This window comes from Dactylosporangium roseum, assembly GCF_025264685.1.
Lineage (GTDB): Bacteria > Actinomycetota > Actinomycetes > Mycobacteriales > Micromonosporaceae > Dactylosporangium > Dactylosporangium roseum.
Genome location: NZ_CP073721.1, coordinates 7,937,461 through 7,962,309, shown reverse-complemented (window position 1 = coordinate 7,962,309; position 24,849 = coordinate 7,937,461). Strand labels below are relative to the sequence as shown.

21 protein-coding genes are annotated in these 24,849 nt (G+C 67.0%); 12 read left to right on the top strand and 9 right to left on the bottom strand.

Annotation, left to right across the window (positions count from 1 at the left end):
* Positions 1 to 91 precede the first annotated feature (91 nt).
* From Drose_RS37455 to Drose_RS37445, 3 genes are read right to left on the bottom strand one after another with little or no spacing between them, the layout of a single operon-like run.
* Positions 92 to 745: a response regulator gene (locus tag Drose_RS37455; protein WP_260725918.1), complete on the bottom strand. Its 654-nt coding sequence runs from the start codon at positions 743 to 745 to the stop codon at positions 92 to 94.
* Entirely contained in the window at positions 742 to 1,884 is a 1,143-nt protein-coding gene (locus Drose_RS37450) for a sensor histidine kinase (RefSeq protein WP_260725917.1), read from the bottom strand. Before Drose_RS37450 ends, Drose_RS37455 begins: the two co-directional genes overlap by 4 nt.
* Positions 1,885 to 1,894: 10 nt before the next feature.
* Positions 1,895 to 2,383: a hypothetical protein gene (locus Drose_RS37445; RefSeq protein ID WP_260725916.1), complete on the bottom strand. Its 489-nt coding sequence runs from the start codon at positions 2,381 to 2,383 to the stop codon at positions 1,895 to 1,897.
* A gap of 117 nt (positions 2,384 to 2,500) precedes the next feature.
* On the opposite strand from Drose_RS37445, the gene Drose_RS37440 reads away from it, so the two are divergent.
* Together Drose_RS37440 and Drose_RS37435 are read left to right on the top strand one after the other, a co-directional pair.
* Positions 2,501 to 3,367 carry an ABC transporter ATP-binding protein gene (locus Drose_RS37440; protein WP_260725915.1) on the top strand — a complete coding sequence of 289 codons (867 nt, stop codon included), beginning with the start codon at positions 2,501 to 2,503 and terminating at the stop codon, positions 3,365 to 3,367.
* Positions 3,364 to 4,335 carry an ABC transporter permease subunit gene (locus Drose_RS37435; protein WP_260725914.1) on the top strand — a complete coding sequence of 324 codons (972 nt, stop codon included), beginning with the start codon at positions 3,364 to 3,366 and terminating at the stop codon, positions 4,333 to 4,335. Before Drose_RS37440 ends, Drose_RS37435 begins: the two co-directional genes overlap by 4 nt.
* 15 nt (positions 4,336 to 4,350) lie before the next feature.
* Here Drose_RS37435 and Drose_RS37430 read toward each other — a convergent pair whose 3' ends face one another.
* From Drose_RS37430 to Drose_RS37415, 4 genes are all read right to left on the bottom strand, one after another.
* On the bottom strand, positions 4,351 to 5,322 hold the full coding sequence (locus tag Drose_RS37430; protein WP_260725913.1) for a DHH family phosphoesterase: 972 nt from the start codon (positions 5,320 to 5,322) through the stop codon (positions 4,351 to 4,353).
* Positions 5,319 to 7,037 (bottom strand): PEP/pyruvate-binding domain-containing protein, encoded by a 1,719-nt coding sequence (locus tag Drose_RS37425; RefSeq protein ID WP_260729950.1) that lies wholly within the window; start codon positions 7,035 to 7,037, stop codon positions 5,319 to 5,321. The genes Drose_RS37430 and Drose_RS37425 overlap by 4 nt, the downstream gene beginning before the upstream one ends.
* A gap of 131 nt (positions 7,038 to 7,168) precedes the next feature.
* Positions 7,169 to 7,726: an adenylyltransferase/cytidyltransferase family protein gene (locus tag Drose_RS37420; protein ID WP_260725912.1), complete on the bottom strand. Its 558-nt coding sequence runs from the start codon at positions 7,724 to 7,726 to the stop codon at positions 7,169 to 7,171.
* Positions 7,723 to 9,138: a hypothetical protein gene (locus tag Drose_RS37415; protein WP_260725911.1), complete on the bottom strand. Its 1,416-nt coding sequence runs from the start codon at positions 9,136 to 9,138 to the stop codon at positions 7,723 to 7,725. The genes Drose_RS37420 and Drose_RS37415 overlap by 4 nt, the downstream gene beginning before the upstream one ends.
* A 231-nt stretch (positions 9,139 to 9,369) precedes the next feature.
* Between Drose_RS37415 and Drose_RS37410 the strand changes: the two genes are divergently transcribed.
* Both Drose_RS37410 and Drose_RS37405 read left to right on the top strand, forming a co-directional pair.
* Positions 9,370 to 10,611, top strand: a complete 1,242-nt coding sequence (locus Drose_RS37410; protein WP_260725910.1) for a hypothetical protein — start codon at positions 9,370 to 9,372, stop codon at positions 10,609 to 10,611.
* Positions 10,601 to 11,344, top strand: coding sequence for an MOSC domain-containing protein (locus Drose_RS37405; RefSeq protein ID WP_260725909.1), 744 nt, complete (start codon positions 10,601 to 10,603; stop codon positions 11,342 to 11,344). The genes Drose_RS37410 and Drose_RS37405 overlap by 11 nt, the downstream gene beginning before the upstream one ends.
* A 168-nt stretch (positions 11,345 to 11,512) precedes the next feature.
* Here the strand turns inward: Drose_RS37405 and Drose_RS37400 are convergent, their stop codons facing one another.
* Positions 11,513 to 13,471 (bottom strand): hypothetical protein, encoded by a 1,959-nt coding sequence (locus Drose_RS37400; RefSeq protein WP_260725908.1) that lies wholly within the window; start codon positions 13,469 to 13,471, stop codon positions 11,513 to 11,515.
* A 694-nt stretch (positions 13,472 to 14,165) separates the two neighbouring features.
* On the opposite strand from Drose_RS37400, the gene Drose_RS37395 reads away from it, so the two are divergent.
* The 3 genes from Drose_RS37395 to Drose_RS37385 are packed head-to-tail and all read left to right on the top strand — an operon-like array spanning position 14,166 to position 18,194.
* A complete protein-coding gene (locus Drose_RS37395) occupies positions 14,166 to 17,129 on the top strand; it encodes an ATP-binding protein (RefSeq protein WP_260725907.1) in 2,964 nt (987 codons plus the stop codon).
* Positions 17,126 to 17,875 carry a hypothetical protein gene (locus Drose_RS37390; protein ID WP_260725906.1) on the top strand — a complete coding sequence of 250 codons (750 nt, stop codon included), beginning with the start codon at positions 17,126 to 17,128 and terminating at the stop codon, positions 17,873 to 17,875. The genes Drose_RS37395 and Drose_RS37390 overlap by 4 nt, the downstream gene beginning before the upstream one ends.
* Position 17,876: 1 nt before the next feature.
* Positions 17,877 to 18,194, top strand: a complete 318-nt coding sequence (locus Drose_RS37385) for a hypothetical protein (protein ID WP_260725905.1) — start codon at positions 17,877 to 17,879, stop codon at positions 18,192 to 18,194.
* A 342-nt stretch (positions 18,195 to 18,536) separates the two neighbouring features.
* On the opposite strand, the gene Drose_RS37380 is transcribed toward Drose_RS37385, so the two are convergent.
* Positions 18,537 to 19,142 (bottom strand): hypothetical protein, encoded by a 606-nt coding sequence (locus Drose_RS37380; RefSeq protein ID WP_260725904.1) that lies wholly within the window; start codon positions 19,140 to 19,142, stop codon positions 18,537 to 18,539.
* 697 nt (positions 19,143 to 19,839) lie between these two features.
* Between Drose_RS37380 and Drose_RS39390 the strand changes: the two genes are divergently transcribed.
* The 5 genes from Drose_RS39390 (at position 19,840) to Drose_RS37355 (ending at position 24,834) form a co-directional block, all read left to right on the top strand.
* Positions 19,840 to 21,519, top strand: coding sequence for a glycosyltransferase family protein (locus tag Drose_RS39390; RefSeq protein WP_425545092.1), 1,680 nt, complete (start codon positions 19,840 to 19,842; stop codon positions 21,517 to 21,519).
* Positions 21,520 to 21,522: 3 nt separating this feature from the next.
* Complete coding sequence (locus Drose_RS37370) at positions 21,523 to 22,764, top strand: hypothetical protein (RefSeq protein ID WP_260725902.1); 1,242 nt, start codon at positions 21,523 to 21,525, stop codon at positions 22,762 to 22,764.
* A 24-nt stretch (positions 22,765 to 22,788) separates the two neighbouring features.
* Positions 22,789 to 23,367 (top strand): nucleoside/nucleotide kinase family protein, encoded by a 579-nt coding sequence (locus tag Drose_RS37365; RefSeq protein ID WP_260725901.1) that lies wholly within the window; start codon positions 22,789 to 22,791, stop codon positions 23,365 to 23,367.
* The gene (locus tag Drose_RS37360; protein ID WP_260725900.1) at positions 23,364 to 24,212 is read left to right on the top strand and encodes an FkbM family methyltransferase; all 849 of its coding nucleotides are present in this window, start codon (positions 23,364 to 23,366) and stop codon (positions 24,210 to 24,212) included. Before Drose_RS37365 ends, Drose_RS37360 begins: the two co-directional genes overlap by 4 nt.
* A 94-nt stretch (positions 24,213 to 24,306) precedes the next feature.
* Positions 24,307 to 24,834, top strand: coding sequence for a GNAT family N-acetyltransferase (locus tag Drose_RS37355; RefSeq protein ID WP_390891281.1), 528 nt, complete (start codon positions 24,307 to 24,309; stop codon positions 24,832 to 24,834).
* The last annotated feature ends 15 nt before the right edge of the window (positions 24,835 to 24,849 follow it).

Sequence of the window (24,849 nt, the reverse complement as noted above, 5' to 3'; positions counted from 1 at the left end):
CGATTCGATACACAGACGGCACTGCCTTGATCGCATTATCGTCATGGCGGTCAGGTCGGCTTCCACCTTCGGGCCGACCGGCGCTGGCGGTTCAGGCGGTTTCGATGATCCGGTTCTCCCAGGCCCAGACGGCGATCTCGGTGCGGTTGCGTAGGCGGAGCTTGGTCTGGATGGTCGAGACGTGGCTTTTGACCGTGCTCAGGGCGATGAACAGCTCGGCGCCGATCTCTAGGTTGGTCCGGCCGCGTGCGATCTCCCGTACCACCTCGATTTCGCGTTCCGACAACGACGGTAGCGACTTGTCGGGCTCTGCTGCCGGCGTGGCCAGGTGGCGCAGAAGTCGTACCGTGACAGACGGGGAGACGAGCGCGTCGCCGTTGTGGGCGGCGCGCACCGCCTCGACGAGCAGGGCGGGGCCGGCGTCCTTGAGGATGAAACCGGCCGCACCGCCGCGCAGCGCTCCGTATACGTACTCATCGAGGTCGAACGTGGTGACCACGATGACCCGCATCGGATGGGATACGCCAGGCCCGGCGAGTGCCCGGGTCACCTCGATGCCGTCCAGCCGGGGCATGCGGATGTCCACCAGGCAGACGTCGGGGCGCAGTTGGCGGGCCTGGGCGATCGCATCGACACCGTCGGACGCCTCGGCGACGACACTGATGTCCGGCTGGTCTTCGAGGATGAGCCGCAGGCCACTACGGATCATCGCCTGGTCGTCGGCGAGCAGCACGCGGATGGTCATCGCGACCGTCCATCCTGAATCGGCAGGGTGGCCAGGACCGACCAGCCGGCGCGGGGACGGCGACCGGCGTGGAGCGTGCCGCCGAGAGTCTCGACGCGTTCACGCATGCCGATCAGGCCGTACCCGCCGCGGTAGGAGGCGCGGGCGGGACCCGGTGGCGCGTCGTCGGCCACCTCGACCGTGACGGCGGAAGGATTCTGGTCGACGGTGACGGTGACGCCGTGGGCGTGCGGCGCGTGACGGGCCACGTTCGTGAGCGCCTCCCGGACGATCCGGTAGACGGTGCTGGTCACCTCCGGCGGCCACGCCACGTTATCGTCGGGTACCTGTAGGCGCACCGGCGGGCCTTGCCGGTTGAAACGTTCGACGAGTACGTCGAGCTGTTCCGGCCCGGTCGAGGCGGGCGGTACGTCCTCGGTGTCGCGTAGCAGCCCGACCACGCGGCGCATCGCGCGCAGCGCCTCGGCGCAGGCGCCCTCGATTCCGGTCAACGACTCGGCCACCTGCTCCGGGTTCTTGCGCGCGACGAGCTGAGCGGCCTGTGCCTGGATCAACATGCCGGTGATGTGGTGGGCCACCGCGTCGTGCAGTTCCCGGGCCAGCTCCAGCCGCTCCTCCCGGCGTACCTTCTCGGCGGTGGCCGCCGCCCGGTCGTCCAGCAGGCGCAGCGCCAATCCGACCCCGACCGCGCCGAGCCAGGCCGCGACGTTTATCACCCAGACCCCCGAGGCGCCCGAGGAGTGCGGCCGGGCGGCGAGAAAGGCGCCGCACAGCACCGCAAGCCATCCGGCGGCAAGCACACCAGCCGGTACGGGCGGTAGCGCGCGCACCGCCGACCCGACGAGTACGGCGAGCGCTAGCGCCATGGCCGGTCCCGGCTCGGTCGGGAGGTGGAACACCCGGGCCGCCGCGATGGCCAGTCCAGCGATCACGAGACCGGCGACTGCCGCCAACACCCGCTGCCGCCGCCGTACCAGTGCCAGCACACAGACCACGACGGCGGCCGCACCGCCCACGAGCCAGTATCGGGCGCCCCACGTCTGCGCGAACGCCACGGCCTGAATGCCGATCGCGGCGAGGAAGGCCACGGCGAGTCCCACCGTGGCCGCGACCCTGAGCAGCCGGTCCCAGATGTTCACCCTGGTCACGTTACGAGGCCCGCCCGACCGCGCGCAGGGTGATTCCAAGTGCCACGGCGACCAGCCAGGTGACCGTGTTCAGGACGGTCACCGCGGTGAAGCCCATCGCGTCCGGAAGCGCGGTCAACCAGGTACCGACCACCACCGTGAATCCGCCCGCCGCGATGGCCGCGGCCTGCGGTCCCGGCAGCGTCCGGACTCCCGCGCCGACGAGTACGGCCAGCGCCAGAGCGGTGACCGGTCCCGGTTCCTGCGGCAGGTCGGCGACCCGGGCCACGACGGCGGCCACCGCGGCGACCGCGAGCCCGCTCGCCGCCGGCCAGGTCCGCCGCGGCCCACGCAGCAGCGCGAGCACCCCCGCCACCACCCCGGCCACGCAGTCGAACAGCCAATAGAGGCTGCCCCAGCTACCCGCGATCAGATACGCCGTGAGCCCGAGCCCCACGACGAAGACCAGCCCCAGCACGACGTTCGTCACGGTTCGGTGTGTCGTGTCCATGCCGAGGACGCTAGAAGATCACCGGCCCGCGCGAACCGGCCAAAAGTAGGGTCGTCCGCGGACCGGCCCCTGCTTCGGACCGATGCCGGCCCGGCCCGCCGTTCGCAGGATAATCCCATGGAAACACCCCACGTCCTGCACGCCGAGCGGCTCACCAAACGGTACGGCCGCCGCGCGGCACTGACCAACTGCGATCTCATGATCCCGCGCGGGCATGTCGTCGGGCTGGTCGGCCCGAACGGCGCCGGCAAGTCCACACTGCTGCAACTGGCCTGCGGCCTGATCAGGCCCACCTCGGGCACGTTGTCCGTCCTCGGGTCCAGACCGGCAGCCAACGCGGACCACCTGGCCCGGGTCGGCTTTGTTGCCCAGGACACCCCGGTGTACGCCTCGTTCAGCGTCGCCGACCACCTGAAGATGGGTGCGTGGCTGAACTCCTCCTGGGACCCGGCGCTGGCTAACCGGCGGATCGCGGAGGTCGGCCTGGACCCCGCGCAGAAGGCGGGCCGGCTGTCCGGCGGCCAACGCGCGCAGCTCGCGATGACCATCGCCGCCGCGAAGCGACCCGAGCTGCTCATCTTCGACGAGCCCGCCGCCGCGCTCGACCCCTTGGCGCGCAGGGGCTTCATGCACAGTCTCGTGGAGTTCGTCGGTGAGTTGGGGGCCAGTGCCGTGCTCTCCTCACACCTGTTGAGCGATGTAGAGCAGGTCTGTGACTACCTCGTCGTACTCTGCGACTCGCGCATCCAGGTCGCCGGTCCGGTACGGGAACTGCTCGCCTCGCACCACAGGATCGCCGGCGATCCGGCCAGGATCGCTGGGGTCGAGGTCATCTGGGCGGAGCACGGTCGCGCCCTGGCCCGGGGCCACGCAGCGGTACCGGGCGCTGAGCCGGTCGCACTGGAGGAGTTGGTCCTCGCCTACATGTCGCGGGCCGCCGTAACGGGTGCCGTGTCCCGCGGGAGTGCGGCGGTGGCGCGATGATCCGGATGAGCTTGCGGCAGTTCCGGGTCCAGGCGCTCGTCGGCGCGATCCTGTTGGTCCTGGCCGCCACGTACCTGATTCAGCTCGGTGGGGACATCCGTGCCGTGCGCGACCCATCCCAGCTCCAGAGTCAGTACGGGCAGACGATGCTGTTCCTTGCCACCGGTTTCGGGCTGGTACCCGCGCTCGTCGGTGCGTTCTGGGGTGCGCCGCTCATCGCCCGGGAGCTGGAGACCGGCACCCATCGACTGGTGTGGAACCAGAGTGTGTCCCGCCGCCACTGGCTCGCGGTCAAGCTGACGGTGCTCGGCCTTGCCAGCATGGCCGTTGCCGGTACGCTCAGCGCACTGTTGACGTGGGCGGCGGGCCCGGTCGACCAGGTGGCCGACGACCGGTTCAGCGCGATCCTGTTCGGCGCACGCGGTGTCGTGCCCATCGGGTATGCCGCCTTCGGCTTCACCTTCGGGGCCATAACCGGGCTGCTGATACGGCGCACCCTGCCGGCGATGGCGTTGGTGTTCCTGGCGGTGGTCGTGGTGCAGTTCGCCATACCGAACCTGCTTCGACCGCACTACATGCCCGCCGAGCGGGTCACCGTAGCGATGAGTGCCGACACCATCAACCAAGCCAGGTCGCTGGGCAGCATCACCGGCGGGCCGGTCGTCGGAGGGCTCCAAATACCGGACGCCTGGGTCACCGACACCAGCAAGTTCCTGACGTCTGACGGCCGCCAACTCTCCGACGCCGCCTTCAACGAATGTCTCGACAACGCCCCGAAGACCGGCGCTACCGGTACCTTCGGTGACACTGCGGCATGTCTCGGGAAACTCGACCTCCACGTCGACCTGGCCTACCAGCCCAACCAGCGGTTCTGGCCCTTCCAATGGATCGAGCTGGGGTTGTATCTCGGGTTCAGCGCGCTGCTCGCGGCGGTCGGCCTGTGGCGCGTCCAGCGCCGGGTCAGCTAGGGCCTGTCTGGTGGATCATCCCGAGATTCGGCCGGGGTAGGAGGACGTCGGCCTGTATCCAGCGGTGAGGGCCGGGATCACATGGGTCTTGCGCAGGGCGATGAAGGGTAGACGTAGCGTAATGTCATCGACCGACTCAGGCGAGAGCGCCATGAGCGCCTGCCGCACCAGCGGGTCCGGCGTGATCAGCGTCGTCGTGCCGGCCGCGGTGTCCACCAAGCTCAGCAGGACGTACTGCACCGCCGGCCGGTCGGCCAGGCCTTCCACCGCCTGCCGCAGGTCCGGGCGGGCCAGCAGGCGGCTCGCCCCGTCTCCCTCCAACTGGGCCACGGCGATCGGGCCGAACCGACCCTCAACGATCTTTACGTCCTGGTGGACCGCCTCCGTGGTCGGCGCGGACAGGAACGACTGGCGCCACTCACGCATGCGGCTGAGCAGGGCGTCGAGCGCTGCATCGGGGTCGGCCAACGCCGCGAGGGCGGCGAACATCCGCCGGTCGCGGTCCGTCGTCGACGGGGCCGAGAAATCGAGTGTGTTGGAGGCGATCGCGCATGCGAGCAGGGCGGCATGCGCGCTCGCCAGCCGGGACAGGCTGCCGTCCGACCCCGCGGCCGCCACGCGCTCCGCGACCAGCGTCGCCGCCGCACCAACCGCCTCGTTCTGTACGAGCGCATTCGGGAACGCGGCCGCGTCGCCGTCGGGGTGATGATCGATGATCAGGACCACGCCACTTCGGTCCGGGATGTGCGGTATCTGCGCGGGATGATGGCAGTCGATGAGCACGACGCCGTCGTTGTCCGCCGCCCCGGGCCGGTCGAGTTCGAGATCGTCGGCGATGCTCAAGTGCGCGAGCACGCCGGTCGTCTCCGCGTTCAGGCTGCCCGCGAAGGCCGCCACCGCGCGCCGGTCGGCCAGGTAGGTGGCGTAGATGATGCCGGAGGCCACTCCGTCCAGATCGGGGTTGATGTACGACGTCACGAGTCTCATGCGCTGGACTCTTCCAGGGGCATCACCATCTGCCGCTCGCCGGTGTCGATGGCCAGCGGGCCGCCGCGCCGTACGAGCGCATCGATCGACGACTCGGACATGGTAATCGCGGCCACCCCCCGCTCGCGGAGGATCACCGGCAGATGGGCCAGCACCGAGGCCTGCTCGAAGATGAAACCGCTCGCCGGATGGCAGGCACGGACGATGGGCAGCAGGTCCACGGACGCTTGCCGGGCGATGTAGATCGACGGGTTCAGCGTCGACGCGGCTCCCTCGATGGCCGCGTCGTACAGGTGTGTGTTGAGGTCGTCACGCGTCCTCGACTCGCGAAGATCGATGACCGGCCCGGCGGCCAATCCGCTGGAGACGACGCCCCGGGCGACATCGGCGGTGGACATCGGGTCGGCGTCCCGGTCTCCGTCGGCGACATCGATCATGTACGGCTGCAGGCTCCCGGGCTGGCCGAGGAGCCCGAATTCCAGCGCCGCGCCCGGTCGTGCGGCGAGAACCGGCCGTAATACCTGGACGAGTCGCCGCAGGTCCGCGTCGGCCATCTCCAGTGGCTCGTAGGGCGGGCTCTCGACGACGACGTGTCCGTTGATGAAGTGGTAGGCCTTGCTCTGCCGCGCATATGAGTGGTGCGTGATCCGCAGGTCGTGGGACAGCACGAAGGTCGAGGTCGCCACGTTGCCTTTGGGCACGAAGTGGCCAAGGGCAACCTCGACCAGATATGTGCCCGCCATCCCGCGGATGATGCCCGTCGCGTAGGCGTGAAGGATTTCCTGCTCGATTACGCAGGCGATGGCTCCGCGCTCGAGACCCCGGTGCAGCGTATGCGCGACCGACCGAGCGGACCCGGCCTGGTGTGGGTACTGGCGAATGGCGTAACGCTGACACCCTCGGACGAAGAATTCGACGTCGGTCGAGCAGTCCTGGGCGAACTCGCGGACGACCTTTCCTTCGAGGTGTGTGGGGTGTAACAGCACGACGCTTCGTCCGGCGGACCGGTCGCCGGCAGCCAACGGGGGCAGGGTCGGCAAGTCTCGGTGGCACGTGGCCAGCACTGCCCGCGCCGTCGACATCGGCACGCCCAGGCGGATGGCGTCTGCTCGCAGGGCCAGCTTGCTGTGCGCGGCAATCATGCTCGGCAGGCCCGCGAACGCCTCTGGCGAATCGAGGTCCTGGACCATCGGCTCGGGGAGCACCACGGGGCGCAGTTGGAGCAGAACGAGTTCGCCCGATCGGGTGAGACACCACTCAATGTCGACCGGCTGACCGAGGAGGTCGTCGAGGTGGACGAGCGCGTCCGTGATCCGCCCCAGCGCTTCCGTGGCCACAGGCCACTCGCCGGCCACAACGACACCGTCGGGCATGCGCACCTCGACGTCGTGTCCCGCCTGCGTGCCGCTGACAAGGCCGCCGCCGAGGCCGCGGACGTACGACACGGTCGCGGTGTGACGGTCGAGCGTCAGTGGATGGCAGGAGAAGCCAACACCGGAGAGTACCGGGGACTCGACCATCCGCTGGACGACCACCCCCATCCGCATCTCGCCCGCCGCACTGGCGCGGACCGCGTCGATGGCGGACCGAACGTTGCCGGCGCCGCGGACGTCGAGATGAGTGCTGAAGTGGCCGGCGTAGGAGCCCGACTGGGCGTCCTCGGCAAGACCGGAGCTGCGGACCGCATACGGCAGGTCAAGATCTAGCTCGTCCATGTCGACGGCCTGGTCGGGCGCGAGCGCCCATGCCTCGGGGACGGTGTAGCCCTCCTTCGCGAGCAGGCTCAGATAGTGTGCCTTCCAGCCGTATCGGTCCGGATCGGCAATCTCTGTACCAAGATCGATCATCATTTTGCCTTGTGCGCCTCGATCAGCCCGTTGTCGATGATGTAGCTCGCCACGCCTGCGGGCACCAGGTGCTCCCAAGGTTTGTTTTGCCGGATGGCGGTCCGGATGAAGGTGCCCGAGGTGAACCGCTCGTCGTGCGTGCGTCTCCACAGCGTGGTCACGCGATACCCCAGGGCCGCAATCTCACGCGCCTTCTGCTCGCCCCATTCGTCGTAGATTGTCACGAAGCATTCGGAGCGATCTGGCGATGGCAGGTATGCCGCCAGCCGCGCCGGATCCGTGATCGGCGCCGCCATGACGCAGAAGGACTCAGCGGGCCATCCGAGGGCGAGCAGCGCCCGCTCGATCATCAAATGCCGGTCGATATAGGAGAACGGGTTGTTCTCGGCCAGGGACCGCTTGGCGTCCGCCTCGGAAATGGTCGCCCGGGACGCGTCCGGATTCGTCACACCGATGAACAACCGCTCGCATTCGCGCTTGGCCGCTTCCAGGTATTCGACATGACCCAGGTGCAGCGGCTGAAACCTTCCGAGCACAATGCCGTAAGGGCTGCTCATCGTGTGGATCTCCTTGGAAGGTTCCGCGACAGGTCCAGATCGTTTGCGCTGGCCCAGCGCTCCTCGAAGTACAGTCGGAAGGCATCGGCCAGCGGGTAGGGTGCCAGCGGATCAAGCATGACATGCGGGGCTTCCCAGCCGAGCTTGCTGGTGGCGTAGCGCTCGCCCTCGATCGCGTACGGCGAGAAGGTGACGAAGTCATCGTCGATGACAACGATGCGGAATGCCGGCAGCGCATTGACGACGCGCACTCGAAACGACCGGTGCCGCACGGCGAGCTCCTGCAGCAGCGGAACCGACTCCTTGCTCAACCGTCCGCCGCGCAGTTGGTAGAGCTGGTTGTAGGCGTCGCCATCGGGGTCGATGATGAGGAAGCGAACGTCACTCCCGTCGCCCTCCGCGGAGTCCAGCCTCGTCAGCAGCCGCTCGAAGTCGCTACGAACGCCTGCGTCACAAACCCACTTCGATGCGAGAACTCCGGAGAAATACAGCCGGCGGGTCGTTCGCTCGATGCATTCCGCCGGCTCGACCTCGGCGCCCCGAAGCTTCAGCACGGAGGTGATGCCAAGGAGCCGGGCGATGTCGTGGATCGCGTCGTCGGTTCCGGAACCGTACTCGAGCGGGTGCTGCAGTGGACGCGCCCGGTGCGGTGCCCACGGCGTGTTCGCTATCTTCTGCACCGTCGGCGCGAGTTCCTCGAGCTCGGGCGGGAACTCCATCTGCTCGTGCTCGTAGAAGCGCTGGGTGAGATCCCAGGCATTGCGGTGCTGGCGGACGTCGCCCGACATGCCGGCCGCCTTCAACAGCCGTGGGAAGACCTCCTCGGCGGGGTCTGGGTTACGCGCGATCTTCAGCAGCTCCTTGAGCAGGCTTCGGCCCGTGGTCCTGCCGGGACTGGTCAACATGAGGCAGTCGGCGAGCATCAGTTGGACGGAGCTCCACCGCTGCATCCAGTCGGATGTGACGTCGTCGAGTTCGATCGCCCATTGCTGACAGTCAGGCGGCACGTCGGCCAGTTGGAAGCCGGACAGGCCCATCGCGGGATTGCCAACGTACAGCCCACGGATCTCCAGCAGGGTCGGCAGGATACGCGCCGCCAGTGCGGCGGTGATCACCTCGTCACCGTCGATGGCCTTGAGAATCTCGTCGTGCTTCCGCTCGATGATCGCCGCGTCGCTCTGCGTGCGGTCGCCGGTGTACTGCACCACGCCGCCCGACCGGTCGACCAGTTCGTCGTTACCGAGCGCATGCCGAAGTTGCGCCACGTACTGCCCGAAGCCGGCCTTCGCGATGCGCATCACCGCGGCGGCGCCGTCGACGGGGACGCGCGGGCCGGGAGCAAGCAACAGGATGCGCAGCAGCACACCGGCGGTTTCCTTGACCGGCCGCATGTTGCCGTCGGCGTGCGGCACGGACGGCTCCGACGTGCAGATCCTGATCACGAACGCTTGGACCTCACTCCCAAGACCTTGACCGAGTTGATGCCACAACTTTACGAGCCGGCGAAGGAAGCGTTAGTGAAAGACATGTGATGCGTCACGGACCGGCCCAAGGCTCCCTTCACAGCGGCGACATCACGGGCGCACTCCCGCTTCTCCGCACCAGGAATACAACGGAGACACGGCCAGAAGGGGGGCGTTCAGATGGTACACACGAAGATGTCGCCGGCCGAGGCGATGACCACGTTTACCCGATTTATGATGAAAGACTTTCCCCTGCTCAACTGCGCATGCCGGGACGGGCGGATCGCTCTGGGCGTCTGGCTCAGCACGGTCACACCGATTGTCGATGCCGTCGCATCGATCGCCGGCACGGTCGGCCCCGACGACGCGGACCTTCTCCGGCGTGGATGTGGCATGGTGGTGCTGGCCGCCGAGCGCCTGGCTCAGCCGCTGGGGTTCCCGCCTGGGGCGATCCTCACCCGCCTGCCCAAGCTCGACAAGGTCCTTGTCGGACTGGCCGATCCAGGGGGCCGTCCCGCGCTGAGTCACAAGGGGTACTGGCTGACCAACGTTCCGCCCGTCCAGTTCACCTTCACGGGCTCCGCGTACGAGCGGTTCTTCATGACAGCCGTGGTGTCACAGACCATCATGCGACAGGCGGTGCACGGCCTCCTGGCGCCGGTCTGCGCCGGCGACGTCCGGACGGGCGGCTCGTCCGTCGCATCCCGCCTGCTCCTGGCCGCAGCGGCGGTGCTCGATCAGGCACAACAGCAATTCCGCGACTTCAACCGCGGCCCCGACGGACTGCCCGGTCAGACGCCGGCGCAGTTCAACGAGATGCGCGTCTGGCTGCCGAAAACGCGCATCGCGGGCAAGCTCTACGGCGGGCCGAATGCGGCCTACATCGTGGACATGGCCGGGACGGACTTCCTGCTCGGAACGGCGGACGAGCATTACGAGCGGTACGTACAGGGATTCGTGCCCGAGCTCGACGGCGACGAGCGGCGCCTGCTGCACACGTACATGACCACGCCGTCAGTCATCGACGCGCTCAGTGCCGCGGCCGGATACAGCGATGCGGCCACGATGTCGGTCGCGCCGACGGACGAGGTGGCGTCGCGGCTCAGATCGTCGCGTAACCTGCTCGCCGCCGGCGAGGCGGCGCGGGCCCTCTACCGGTCCTTCTGCGGCGGCTCCGGCGCTCACGTCGGCCTGATCAACACACATCTCACGCAATACGGCGCCGGCCTGACCCCGGCTGAGCGAAGCGCGCTGCCCGTTGACCCGGGCACCGGCGTCGGCGGGCACGGCCATGAGCACACGCGGCGCCTGCACGACACCCGGCGCACCAACGCGGCCTGGAAGAACTTCCTCGTCGCACTGAAGATGACCGACACCGGCCCGACGGCCATCCGGAAAGAGGAGGTTACGCATGAGCGGTGACTGGAAGCCGCTCGGGCGGGTGAGCCACATCGCCCGGTATCCGTTGAAGGCCGCGGGCGGTGAGGCCCTCGACAGCTCTCGGATCGGCTGGCACGGGGTCAGCAACGACCGCGGGTTCGCACTGCTGCGGACCGGGGACCCGTCGGGGCTGCCGTGGGTCTCGTCGCGGCAGTTCCCAAGAATCCTGCGATGGACGGCCAGTACGGTCCCGACGTCCACAGCACTGCGGATCGCCACGCCTGACCGCGACTGGCTCATCGACCCCAAGGATCTCGCGGCCCGCGCCGCCTTCGCCGAGTTCGCAACCGATGCGCTCGGCGAGCCGCTCATGCTCGTCCGACTGTGGAGCGGTACACACGATGCGATGCCGGTGAGCGTCATCTCCACCGCCACGATGCGGGCGGTGGCCGACCTCGCGGGCGCCGGCGATCCGGCCTGGCAGCGCTTCCGGCCGAATGTCGTCATCGAGACCGATCCCGGCCGCTCATGGCCGGAGCGGCAGTGGCTCGGGCGAGAGCTACGCCTCGGCGACGGCAACGACGCCGCGATCCTGCGGGTCGATCGGCACACGACCCGCTGTGAAGTGCTCGATCTCGCACCGGGTTCCGGCGCCGACGACAATCTGGGACTGTTCGCGGCGGTCAGGAGCGCGAATCGGAACCGGGCCGGTGTCTACGCCACTCCCCGGCACGTCGGCGAGGTCACCGTCGGCGGCACCGTCTGGCTGCGCTGACGCGGGCGCGGATCGACCGCGCCCGCTGCCGCACGAAGTCTGGTGAGGATCCGGCGGATCGTGGAGGCGCCGATGCGGTGTCCGAGGCCGAGCAGTTCGCCTTGGACGCGCTGGTAGCCTCAGCCTGGATTGTCCTGCGGCATCGCAGCCGCTCCACGATTTCGGGCCTCACCAGGAGCCTTCCTGCCTGCGGGGATTCTCCGGGAGGTCGTGTATCGGGGGCGGTGCGGCCGACGGCCAGGTGGGGTGGGGCAGTTGGCTGTCCTGATAGGACAGTTTGTGTGTGCGGGCGGATTCGGTGGCGGGCCGAGTTGTGGACAGGTTGGGGAGCGGGTCCATGCTGACATCCGGAAGTGTGCTGATCACGGGGTGGAATTCGACGGCTTGCAGGGTGGGGCCGTCGGGGTGTGGTTCGACGAGGAGTAGCGCGTAGTCGGGCAGGTTCTGCAGGGTGCGTGGTTGCACGGTGTGTTCGTGGACGCGTTGCAGGTTGGTGGCGTCGCTCCAACTGCTGCCGTCGCTGGTGGTCGTGGTTGTCGACCAGTTCTGCCCGCTGCCCCAAGTGCGGCTGGTGGTGCGGCTTCGGGTGTGGTCGAAGGGGAGCGGGTCCGTGTGGTCGCTGCTGGTGGAGTCGCTGTGCGAGTGGCTGCGTTCACGGCTGCCGCCCTCGCTGCGGGCATGGCTGGTGCTGTGTTCGCTGCTGGTGGTGTGGGTGAGTCCGGAGACGACGAAGCTGTGGTCGTGGCCGATGAAGTCGGCGGCGGCGGTGGCTTGTTCGTGATGGCCGAGTTTCATGAACGCGACCGGGCCGGCGCCGAGGGACTGTAGGGCGGTGTCGCGCAGGTGCGCGTGGAGCAGGACGAGCAGGACGTGCCGACGGTCGCAGATGTTGGTCAGTGCCTGGATGTGCCGATGGGCGAGGTGGTCCGCACCGGTGATGAGCAGGGCGCGGGTGCGGTCGGGCTGTTCGGCGACCCGGCGGGTCAGCCATTGCACGATCAGATCGTTGAGCAGGTCGCCGCGCGCGGTGTGCCCGCTGGTGACGGTGGTCAGGCAGGTGAGGTCGGCGTCGGGCTGGGGACGCTTGTCGCTGCCGAGGTCGCGTATCGGGTGCAGATGGGCTTCCATGCGGCGGATCTGGTCGAAGGCGCCGCGGCGGTACTCGTCGGAGAACAGCGCGGCCACCTGGCCGCGTTCGTCGTCGGTGAGTTCGGGGGTGGCGCCGGGTTCATCCATCAGGACTCGCAGCGCGGCGCCTACCCGCCCGATGGACATGTTGTCGCCGAGGACGTGGCAGACGGCTGAGAGGATCCGGTCGTCGGTCGCTCGCGCGGACCGGTCGGCCGGCGCTTCACCGCCGTGCATGGACTCGACCAGGACGTCCACCACCTGCTCAGCGCGGAGACCGCCGAGCAGGTCGGACCGGGCCAGTTCGGCGGGAAGGCGCTGCACCGCGACGGACAGTTGGTGGGCCTCGGCCAGGTCTCTGGTGGACCGGCACACGTCCTCGCCGGTCAGGTCGACCATGGTGACCGGGCCTCGGGTGCCCAGCAGGGAGGCGCCGAACACCGCGAGCAGTGCTTCCCAGGCCCACAGGTTGCCGCCGATGACGTCGATACGGCGTGCTCCGGGCGCCGGCGCGGCCGCTCCCCACCGCGGATACGCCGCGACCCGTTCCCGCTCGGCCGCGTCGAACGCGGCCCGTTCGACCCGCCACGCCGCCAGCCGCCGGGCGTGACGCCGTCGGCGGCGCCGTTCGGCGCGCCTGACGGCCGTGTGGCGGCGGTATCCCCACGCCACGATCACCCCGGTTACCCCGGCGGTGAATCCGAGCAGCGCGAGGAACGGTCCCCGCATCGGCAAATGGAACACCGCACCGGCGAGCCCCACGGCGGCGGTGACCAGCACCGCCCGCCCCGAGATCCGCAGCAGCCGGCGACGCGTTCTGGCCCACGCCTGCTCCGCCACCGTGTGCAGCCGCTGCGGTACCGGCTCCACCTGCGGTTCAGGTTTCGGGAATGGTCGCTGGTGCACGCCGGGATCACGAAACGACCACCCCAGCCGCTCGCCCGGCGTGAACAGCACAGCGGGAAACACCGCAGGCGAATGGACCGGCGGTACATCCATGATCCGTGTCCCCCAGGCAAACACAGTCCCCGATAGCTACGCGCCACTCAAGCAGAAACCCACACCATTTCACCACCCCGCACATCAAGACCACCAGGACCTCACTCACACAGCGAATACTGCATGGTTGGGAAACGCCGATCGCGGGCCACAAAAATGTTGATCATGACCCAGGTGCCGCCGCCGTGACGTGTCCGAAGGCGTCGCCGCAGTGCAATCGAACGAGCGCCATAAATCGATCTTGCCAGAATGTCGGATTGCGCTCTATGAATAGACAGTTATGGCCCTCGGGGCTGGCGGAAAATGCACGACGTCTGATACACCAGAAGCTATGTCGGCGCTCTGCCGTGAGCTTGCGACGATCATCAACGGCATGAGCATAAAGATCATGATCGATGGCAGCACGGATTAACCCAGCATTGCCGTCCGTCAAACAGTTCGGGGAACAGATCGATCCAGGAATTGCCGAACGGGCGTTTGGCCGTGACCCCACTGCCTGGTTTGTTCCCGTGGTAGGGAGGGACGATCTTGACCGGCGCGCTCGAACCGCTCCACCCGCGTCTTGCCCCATTTACGCCGGCTCGTACAGGTCCCGGCTCGCGTTCCCCTCGCCGGTCCCCGACCGTGGGCGGCGCCGCGACCGGCGCGCGTGATACGCGGCCAGGTGACGATGCGAGCGGGTGAACCAGCCGTGATGTCGGTAGTCGCCGAATCCGTTGACGCCATCGGAACCGGAATCACCGCCGTGCTGCGCCGGTCGTCGGTGTGCGCCGTGCGGGAGCTCTACGAGCGGACACCCCTGCCGGAACACGCGGCAGGCCGTGAGGGCGGTGGCGGGGACCGGTCGCGGCGGCTCGCGGCGCTGGTGGCTGTCTACCACCAGGCGGTCGCCACGGACAGGGGGCCCTTGGTGTTCGGCTGGATACGGCCAGCGGCTAACAGGCCGGTCACCGTACTCACCACCGCCGCCCACACCGGCACCGGCATCGGTACTGCCGCGTTGAGCTTCCCGCCCGGCGCCCGCGGTCGTCCCCTCACCGAACCGGACGTGCTGGCTCTGTTCGAGCCGCTGCCATGCTGGACCCGTATCCACGCGGTGGTCGACGGCCTGCTCGCCACCACCCCGGACCGGCCCGGCGCCGAACCCGGGCCCACCCTCGCGGACGGGCTGCTCGGCGCCTGGCACCAGTCGTTCGCCTGGCTGCTGGTCGCCCAACCGGTTGCTCCGCCGCAGATCACGAAACTCGCCCGGGGGGCGGCCGAAGAAGAACGCGCCGCCCGCGCCCGCGCCGCCGCTCCGGAGCATGCGGTGCACGCGGAGCGGATGCACCACCGCCACCACGAGCTGCGGGCGGCGCAGTCCACCGGTCTGTGGCGCATCCACCTGCTCACCGGCGGCGTTGACGCCCCGGCCGCGCGGGCGGTCGCCGGGTTGCTGTGCGCGGCGACCGACCTGACCGGCCTGCCGTACGCACTCGTCCCCGGCACCACAACGACCGACCTGGACAACACCCTGGACACCACCGCATGCCCCGTGGCGGACGTGGCGGAAAGCCCGTTCCTGGCCGGCTCACCCATGCTGGCCACGCTGACCCAGCCGCCGACGGCGGAGATCCCGGGTGTCCGGGTGCTGCCCAGGCCCGCCTTCGACGTCACCCCCGAAACCGGCTGGCCTGATCCAGGCGTCACGCCCGAAGCAGGCGTCACACTCGGCGCAGTCCTCGACCGCGACGGCATCCCCGCCAGCGACCTGCCAGTACCGCTGACCAGTCTCAACCGGCACACCTTCGTCTGCGGCGCCACCGGCGCGGGCAAGTCCCAGACCGTGCGCCACCTGCTGGAACAGGCCACCCGGGCCGGGCTGCCGTGGCTGGTGATCGAACCGGCCAAGGCCGAATACCGACGCATGGCCGCCCGTCTCCCGGGTGCTGAGGTGGTGGTGCTGCGGCCGGGTGACAAGGACACGCCGCCGGTCGGGTTCAACCCCCTGGAACCCGCCGAAGGGTTCCCGTTGCAGACCCACGCCGACCTCACCAGGGCGCTGTTCATCGCGGCGTTCCAGACCGACGAGCCGTTCCCGCAGGTCCTCGCCGCCGCGTTGACCCGCTGCTACGAACGGTTGGGCTGGGACCTCACCCTCGGCGAACCCGCCCATCCCGGCGTGCGGCCGCGGCTGCCGACCCTGGCCGACCTCCAGGCAACCGCCAACGAGGTGATCGAGACGATCGGCTACGGCCGGGAGATCACCGACAACGTCCGAGGGTACGTCGGGGTCCGCCTGTCCAGCCTGCGTCTGGGCACCACGGGCCGATTCTTCGAGGGCGGCCACCGTCTGGACTTCGACCGACTGCTGCACGCCAATGTGGTCCTGGAGATCGAGGATGTCGGCGACGACCGGGACAAGGCGTTCCTGATCGGCGCCACCATGATCCAGCTCGTCGAGCACCTACGGATGCGCGAGCGCACCCTGCCGCCTGAGGCCGGCGGGCTGCGTCATCTGACCGTGATCGAGGAAGCGCACCGGCTGCTTCGCCGCACCGACCAACCCGGCCCGGCAGCGCACGCGGTAGAGCTTTTCGCCGCCCTGCTTGCCGAGGTCCGCGCCTACCGCGAGGGACTGGTCATCGCCGAGCAGATTCCCGCCAAGCTCGCACCCGACGTCATCAAGAACACCGCCGTCAAGATCGTGCACCGACTGCCGGCAGCCGACGACCGGCAGACCGTCGGCGCGACCATGAACCTCACCGACGACCAGTCCCGGTTTCTCGTCACCGTCCCACCCGGCACCGGCGCGTTCTTCACCGACGGCATGGACCACCCGATCCTCGTCGCCGTCCCGGACGGAACCACCGTGGAGGCATCCACCCTGGCGACACGGACCTCATCCCCCGCGGCGCTGATCACCCAACCCCACGGTACGTGCCCGGCAGTATGCAAAGCCGACCCCTGCACACTGCGGACGATGACCACCGCCCGGCGACTGCTGCACCGCGACCCGCGGCTGGTGGTCTGGGCTGAACTCGCCGTGCTCGGCCACCTCGCCGGGATGCCCGCGCCAGCACCCGGGCCGAACCTACACGCCGACCTCGTCGCCCTCGATCCACGCCTGCTGGACTGCGCGATACGCCATGCGGTCGACGCGGCGGTGACCAGCAGATCGGCGGCACTTGCCGCATCCCACAGCCCGGCGGAGTTCGCCACACACATCGCGGCCGAACTCCGGGCGCAGCTCGCCGGGGCTCCCAGCGGCCGCTGTCCCGACCGGCCACGACGCTGGCTGGCCGCGTGCTTCGCCTGGAACCCCGTCCTCCTAGCCCTCAAGGCCCACTGCGCCGGCAACCCACACCCCGGCCGCCACCCCGACAGCGAACGTTGGACCGCCGAATACGGCCGGCCCATCGACGGCGCGACCGGCCACGAGCAGGAGAACCTGGTCCGCCGATGGTGCCTGCAACTGCTGGCCGACCAAACCGCGGTCGACGCAGTGCTATACGGAAACACCACACCATCCGCGCTGGAAAACGCCGTCGGCCACCGACACGACACCCCGGACTGGTCGACCGCCCTCGAACAAGCGCTCGCCGACCTCACCGTTGCCCGCCGCTGGCCGGCGGCATTCCTTCCCGCCACGACGGACTCGATCGGGGGGACGCCGTGAGCGAACTCAGCAGCCGGCCGTACCCGCCACGACCCCCACTCGACCCGCCCAAACCACCCGAACCCTCCGAACCTACGGACCGAGCGGACCGGTCAGCGCCCGCAAAACCCATCGCCGATGCCGGTACAGCCAACAGCCAACACCCGGTCGACAAACTGGCCCCACCACCGACAGACGCACCGAGACCGAGCGAAGCGGGCACCAAACCCGGCGACCCCAACCCCTCAGCCCTAACACCGCCGGAACCCGAGCCCACAACTACAGAACCCACCGACACCACCGCAGCATCGATCGAACCTCTGGAAGTCGCCCAAGGCACTGAGAACAGCACTCAACCAGACGGGCCTGACCTGCTCGAAAACCTCGACCCGGCCAACGAGAACACCACAGGGCCCCAACCCGACGCACCCGAAATCACCGAAAGGGAGAGCAAGGCCGAGACCGACGGCAAAGCCGACTGGGGCAATCCAAACACCTTTGACCCGAATATGCTCACCGGCCGCACTGCCGCCGAAATCGATGCGGCAATTCCGAGCGATTGGGAACGAGTTCCGAGCAAGAGCGGTGGCGGCATCACATACCGTGATCCGGACAATTTCGGCAGACAGATTCGCGTGATGCCTGGCTATTCCGATCGGAACCGTCCAGATGCCATGACTCACGGCCCCTACGTGGTAGTTTCTCAAAACGGCACGAAGACCAAGGTGCCCATGGCGGGCAACCCCGCTCTCAAAGAGGGATACTGACATGACAACAGCTCAGACGTGGCTAGCTCAGGAGGTCAGCGATCTCTTGGACGTCGGCTCGGTCGGACTGTATGAGCTGTTCGATCTGTTACGGTCCGGCGAATATCAGTCAATTAGCGACGATGACGCGCGGGCTATTTCACGCGAAGTTGCCGCAGCTTTTGTTGGGCAAGGACGAGCCTCGATCTACTTGCTGAGATGGCCAAAGGACGACGTTATTGACGGGCCGTTGTCGGTAGACGTCCTCAGTGAAGCGGGAGCATGGGAACAACTTCCAAGCAAGCTCTATTTTGCTCTCATTCCAACACCCGCCGAATAGTCAACTCTTATGAAGTGATTCCACTACTCTCGGCATTGGAGCCGCTCCGTTGTGTACTGGCGGCGTGGACCTGCGGATACGCGCCGCCTGGTGCTGCGTTCGTTAGAGGTGGTAGACAAAGCGGTGTCGTAGAGAGCGGGTTGGTGGAGCACGCCGTCCCCCAACCTGGGGTGCGCGGGTGCTCGACCAGCCATTTCCGCACGGTGTGCTCCTCGGCCGCGTCGACCGCCGGGCGGGCGAACAACAACTTCGGCATGACGTCCCCGTGTATGCCCAACTCCGGGGGATTCCCCGATCTACTCGCCAAAACACGAACCCAGCGCGGTTGTAGGCAGGCGTCCGTCACAGGATGCGACTGACGGTGGTGGCGAGATCGACCAGAGCCCAGCCGGCGAGCAGCGTCAAGGCGACCCTGGCAATCCACGCGACCGCTGGCATGCGTTGCCAGATGGTCTGGTCGTTGCCGATCCAGCGGTCGCCGAGCCAGGTGACAAGGAGGGTTGCGAGCAGCGGGACGCTGAGACTGAGGGCAACGGCGACGAGCGGCGGGTCGAGCAGGGTGAAGTCGACACCGTCGCTGTGCACCATCATCGCCCCGATGACGAGGGTCGCCCCGAGCGGCACGCTGACCCGCCGCCACCACGGTGGACCGAAGCGCAGACCCCGGATGGCGACCCAGACCAGCCCGCCGATCACGCCGAGGACGGTGCAGACCAGCAGGAGGTTGATGGTGCCGGCGAGAGTGAACTGACCTATGACGAAGCCGTCATCGCTGAGTACCCCGGTTGCCCGGGGGTGGTTCAGACGGGCTAGGGCAAGCATGAACAGCCGCCCGCCGATGCCTCCGGCGACCAACCCGGCAACGCCGCCGGCGAGGGCGGCGACTCCCAGCCGACGGCCCCACTCGATGCCACTCGACAATGTCGATGACTGCTCATGAAGAGTCATGTCGACGCCCTCCGACTGTCAGAGCCAGTGATCTTAGCCTTCAGATCTCGAGTCTCGGTGTCGGTTTAGGGCGGCGGGGCCGTCCGCTGCTTGACAAGTCCGGTGGCGGCCAGCGGGATGATGACGAGCAGTCGTGCGGGCTGGTGTCTGTCGCTCGTGGTCGCCGCTGGACTCCGGGCGGCGCGTTCCGGGTCGGGCACCCCCTTGATCATGGGAAAGATGTGGCTATCGGGGCAGCCGAATCTTTCCCATGATCATGAGATTGAGCGGCATGGCGGTGGATTGCGGCGGAACGCGTGCCAGCCAGCACCCCTCGGCGGCGACGTCCATCGCCCGAATTGTCGGTCTCGGCCGGTTTGACAAAGGGGCTGCTGGGCCCGCCGATCCCGCTAGCAGCGCAGACTCGCACGCGACGGTTGAAGTGTTGAAGTGACGTCGGAGGGCCAGGGGCATTCTTGACCTTGGCTGCGGCCCGCACTGCCGATGTGGATATGGATGATCGTTCGATCGACACCTGACATAGGTCGAGATGCAATATAAGGCCAGCAACTTCCAGGTCGACAAACGGGTCGTGCAGACTTCGCCTGAGGAGCGAGCAACGCGGTATGAAGAAGGTTGACCTATATTGACAGTGCGGGTGCTCGTCGGCCATTTCCCTGGCGAGGTCACGGCCGCCGGCCCAAGCGGGAGCCAAGTCATGACCGCGCCACGTTCAATATCTTCAGATGGTCTGGAGGTTGTCTTCTGGCCATCGTACGGCAGCTACTGGCCGCCTCCTGGTAACTCGACGAGGCCGGACCGGACCTTCCTCGAGCATGGCATTGCCGCAGTCGGCTGGGACCGCGCCGACCTCTACCTCCAGTGGGGTGCCGAGTATCGACCGTTGCCTGTTGATGTAGCCGACACATCACTCTGTTCCGCAGTAGCCGTCCAGGTCGGTGACTGGAATGTGGCAGGTCGCTTGGTCTCTTGGCTTCTGCAAACGCCAGAAATTCCCGTGCTTAGTGATCAGCCAGGCTTACAGGTTCTCCAAGGCTTAGGGCTACAGGAGGTTCGGTCGCACCTTCCCTGGGGCTGGCAACCCGTTTCCTGGCCGATCGTGCCGCTTGCGTCCGGCGGACATGACCAGGATCGTGACATTGATCTACTCTTCGTCGGATCCCGAAATGAAGCCATTCACCGTGGTCGCGAAAGAGTGCTTGCGGCTGCCACCGGCCTAGCCCGGGCCGGGCTTCGTGTAGTCCTTGCGACATGGCTCGCGCCTGATACCTATAGGCAGCTAGCATTACGGTCTCGTGTGATGTTGAACTACTCCGTTCGCGGCGAGATCAACCTGCGAACCTTCGAGGCGATTGCTTCGGGGTGCGTACTCATGGCCGAGGCGAGCAACGAAGCGGTCGCATCCGCGCTGCGCCCTGGGCGGGAGTACATCCCCTACGACCTCGACACCCTCACGGACGAGGCCATCGCGGTATGTAATAACCGTGCTCTTCGTTTGCAAGTAGTCAATGCCGCGCAGTCGCGTCTGCCACGATTCTCCTTCGAGCAACTCCTGAAGGACGCGCTCGCCGAGCACCTCGCGTGGCTGCTCGACCGTGGCGTCCGGTGGGACAGGGCGCGGTGGGATCGGAGTCGACTGGAGCAGCAGTGGTTGCTCACGTCAGACGCTTCTTGCGAGGCCGTCGACTTGTATGAGCACTCTGCCAACCAGGCACGCGCATCCCTTCTTACGTCATTCCGGCCGTTGTCGACCGAAGGTCCGGCATCAGTCACGGACCACTCCTCGGCCGATCGAGCGCCAGCAGCCGCCGACCTATTGGTGATGGCGGAGTTGGCGGCGCGCTCCCAACAGGCAGAGGCGGTCCAGGAACTGGCTGTCGCGGTTACCGCAGCGTGTGGTCAGGGCCGGTTCGGAAATCCTGCGACCATCCCGGTTCCGGATTTCTCATGGTGGCGAATGAGCCTTGAAACCGACCTGCTAGAACCTGGCGCCTCGCCTGAACGTTGGCTCCGGTCACGAGCGATGTGGTTGGCGCCGACCAACCTGCTCAGCAGCGAGCCGGCGCTACCTACCCAGCTCGGATTCAATGACCTGTCTGAGGTCCCGGAGCTTTTGCTCCTCGCTGCAGCCCAGTGGGATGCGGTCGGCGAACATTGCGCAGCCGCAGCGACCGCTCTTCGCGTCCACGAGATTAGCCCGCGGAATACTTCCGCACTCTCCATTCTGGACGAACACATCGGTAGATGTGCATGCCTTGAGGTGGATCTAAATTACATTCATGCTATGCACAGTGCCGCCATCATGGGTCTGGCTGACGGCCCTACCAACGATGCGACGCATTTCCTCGCCCATCTTGACGCGCGAAGTGACGTGTAGAGCGTGGTCACCAGCATGGCCGCCATTGCTGTACTGTGCTTCATCGCGCGGCGCCTTCCGGTGCTTTTCCGCATGTACCGGGTTGGTCGCCGGCTCGCGCGCACGCGGCGGGCCGGCTTCGAGATTCGCTCTGATTGGGTAATCCTCGTCCCGGCATGGGCGGAGCCGGAGGCCGCAGTGACGGCATGGCGGTTCTGGAAAGAGCAAAGCCGCCGTTCTGGGGTCAACTTCGCCCTGGTGCTGAGTGAACATGATTCGGAAAGCCAATCAGTGCTAACCAAAGCACTGGCACCCGCCGACATCAACTCGTCCGAATCCGTACTGATCGCTCGGGGGACAAGCAAGGCAGAACTAATCACGGCTTCCGCAATCGGACTTGGGGATGTCGCCAATGGCGTCATGATCTTCGACTCCGACAGTCGTCCCAGAGGCGTGATCGACGTGCAATGCGCGGTCATGACCATACCCTCGGTTTACAAAGTCACCACCGCGTGCAGTTTCCTCCTCGCTGGCTCCGCAGCTTGGCAGACCTGCTGGTCCCTGGGATTTGAACACGGCATGGCATCGCGACGCCGCATGTGGTACGTGGTTGGTCACGGGATCGGCGTAGAGGGACGTCGGCTTCTCGACGTCGGACTGAGCTCAGACGTGCTTGCCGAAGACCTCCTTCTCGGCTATCGGCTCAGCGAAATACTGCCGCCCGAAGAGGTGTTCGCCTGCGATACCGCTTTGGACGTCGCGCAGTGGCCGGCTGCTCTGGGGGAGCAGACGCGCATGGTTGCGCGATGGTTCTGGGGCGATGTTCAAGCAGCGTGGTCCCGACTGTCTGCGCGGCCTATCGGCGCGACACTGCGCGTGTCCGAGTTGTTCATCACGTGGCTCCTCGGGCCGATTGTTGGCTTCTTCGGTTTCATTCTCCTGCTCGTCGAGAAAGACTTCGCTCAAGCCGCTGCGGCGGCGGGTGCCTTCGTCGTACTCAGTGTGGCACCGGCCGTCCTTCTTGGACGAGATTTCTTGCCGGTGGACAGCTACCAGGACGCGGGGACCTATCCTCGTGCCTCGGGTCGGTTATCCGATAGACCCCTTGGTCGCCTTTTCCTAATCCCGGGGCTCATAGCGCGGCCGGTTCTCGATGCGGCGGGAATCCTACTGCATGCCCGGTTGGTGCTCAGGCGCGGCGGGACAAGACCTCCGACAGCAAAACAGAACATCGAGTCTGTTCATCCGACTCAGGATCAGGCGTGAGATGAGGACGGAAGGCGGGAAGTCGTGCATGTCGTGGTCGAGGGCACACACGGTGTCGGCAAGACCACCGCGATCGGGTTGGTGCTGGATCAGTTACTCGTGCCTGGATTAGTCGGGATACCCGGTTTCGTGGTGGAGTACGAGACTCTTCTCAAGCTGCCGGGAACGCCGCAGCGGATGTTCCGGATCAACGACATCGCGAAGTCGCAAGCGCAGGTCCTTGCCGCTCCGTCCCCGACGATTGCCGATCGGGCCTACTCATCCACACTAGCGTTCGCGATCGCGAGCGCTAGCCGTGGAACACTTCCAGTGTCGTTCCTGAGCGAAACCCGGGCCTGGGTTGAGGATGGATTGGATCGCGGCCTTCTGCTCAGACCAGACCGTCTCGTCGTACTCGATCTCGATGGAGAACTGGCATGGCAACGCGTCTGCCATCGAGGTGCGCACGACTGGACGTCCCAGGAAGAGGTTTCACATCTCGCCGAGGTATATCGCGATCCGCCCGGCTGGTATGTGAATCTCGTTGCTTGCGACTATAACGTAGTTACTTCCGGAACTATCGACGACAACGTATCCACGCTCGCTAGGATGTTTACGCGATGACCTTCAGGTCCAGCGATCCGATCATCGAGCCTGTTCTAGCTGACAGGCCCACGATCCGGGTAGGGTCTCACCTACTGGTCGGCCCCGACGAAGGAAAGCTGGCCTGGTTGGCTTCTGAGATCTTCCACAATCAAGTATACAATTGTGCGGTGCCCCCGCCGCGGGGCCAGGCTCGCTCGGAGGTCGTAGACCTTCGGCGAGCGATACTTTCGATCCTCCCGGCGGACTTGGTGTTCGACCCGGGTTACCGGCCGAGTAGCGCGCCGGTAATCATTGATGCTGGGGCCAACGTCGGTACGGCTACCTCATGGTTCCTCCAGCGCTATCCAGAAGCGCAGGTGATCGCCGTTGAACCTAACCCTGAGGCGTTCGCCTTCCTTGCGCACAACCTGAAGATGATGGCGCCCACACGCACGTTGGCGGTTAATGCGGCGTTGTGCGGGCGTGGAGCGCATACCGTGCGCCTGTACTCCTCGGCTAGTGAGGCAAGCCTGCGCACAAGCATTTGGGAGCACCGCAACTCCTGGACGCGCGCGTTCGAGGTGCCTGCCGTCTCTCTGCTAGACCTTCTTGAGCGCACGGGGCCCGCTTTTCTCCTGAAACTCGACATCGAGGGATCCGAGGAGGAAGTGCTTGAAGAACTAGCACGCGAAGGTAAGCTTGGATCATTTCGGGCAGTCTTGACCGAGTGGCATCACTATGTTGACCTGAGTGGCGAGAGCCTGGCACGTGCCCTTCTAGCCTTTCGTCGTGCCGGTGCACGCTATTCGCTTCGTGCAACGCCGCCGGTGGACGGCTTCCAGGACATCATGATCGAAGCGTTCTGGCCGGACATGTCCGAATGAATCCTGGGCAACGCACGGCAGCGGCCGACGACGGTACGCTCGGCCAGCGGAACGGTGACTGTGCGACGAGTGGCACCCGGCGGGAGGACAAGGCGTGGCGGAGCTGCGGATTCGCAGGGCGACCGGCGCGGACGTGCCGGCGATCGTGGCGATGCTCGCGGACGACCCGCTCAGCGCGGGTCGTGAGTCGCCGGACGACCTGGCACCGTACCGGGCCGCCTTCGCCGCCGTCGACGCCGATCCGAACCAGATGCTGGTGGTCGCCGAGCGAGACGGACGAGCGGTGGGCACGTTGCAGTTGACGATCCTGCCCGGACTGGCCCGACGCGGTGCCTGCCGGGGGCAGATCGAAGCCGTGCGGGTGGCGCGGGACGAGCGGGGCGGCGGGCTCGGCGCGGCGCTGACGCAGTGGGCGATCGACGAGGCCCGACGGCGCGGTTGCCGACTGGTGCAACTCACCTCCGATGTCGCACGGCCGGACGCGCACCGGTTCTACGAGCGGCTCGGCTTCGCCGCCACCCACGTCGGCTTCAAGTTGAACCTGGATGCCGCCCCAATGACCGCCATCGCCCCGTACCGACCGGATGAGGGTGGGGTACCGGTACTGCACGAGCAGCATTAGTCCGATGAAGCCCGC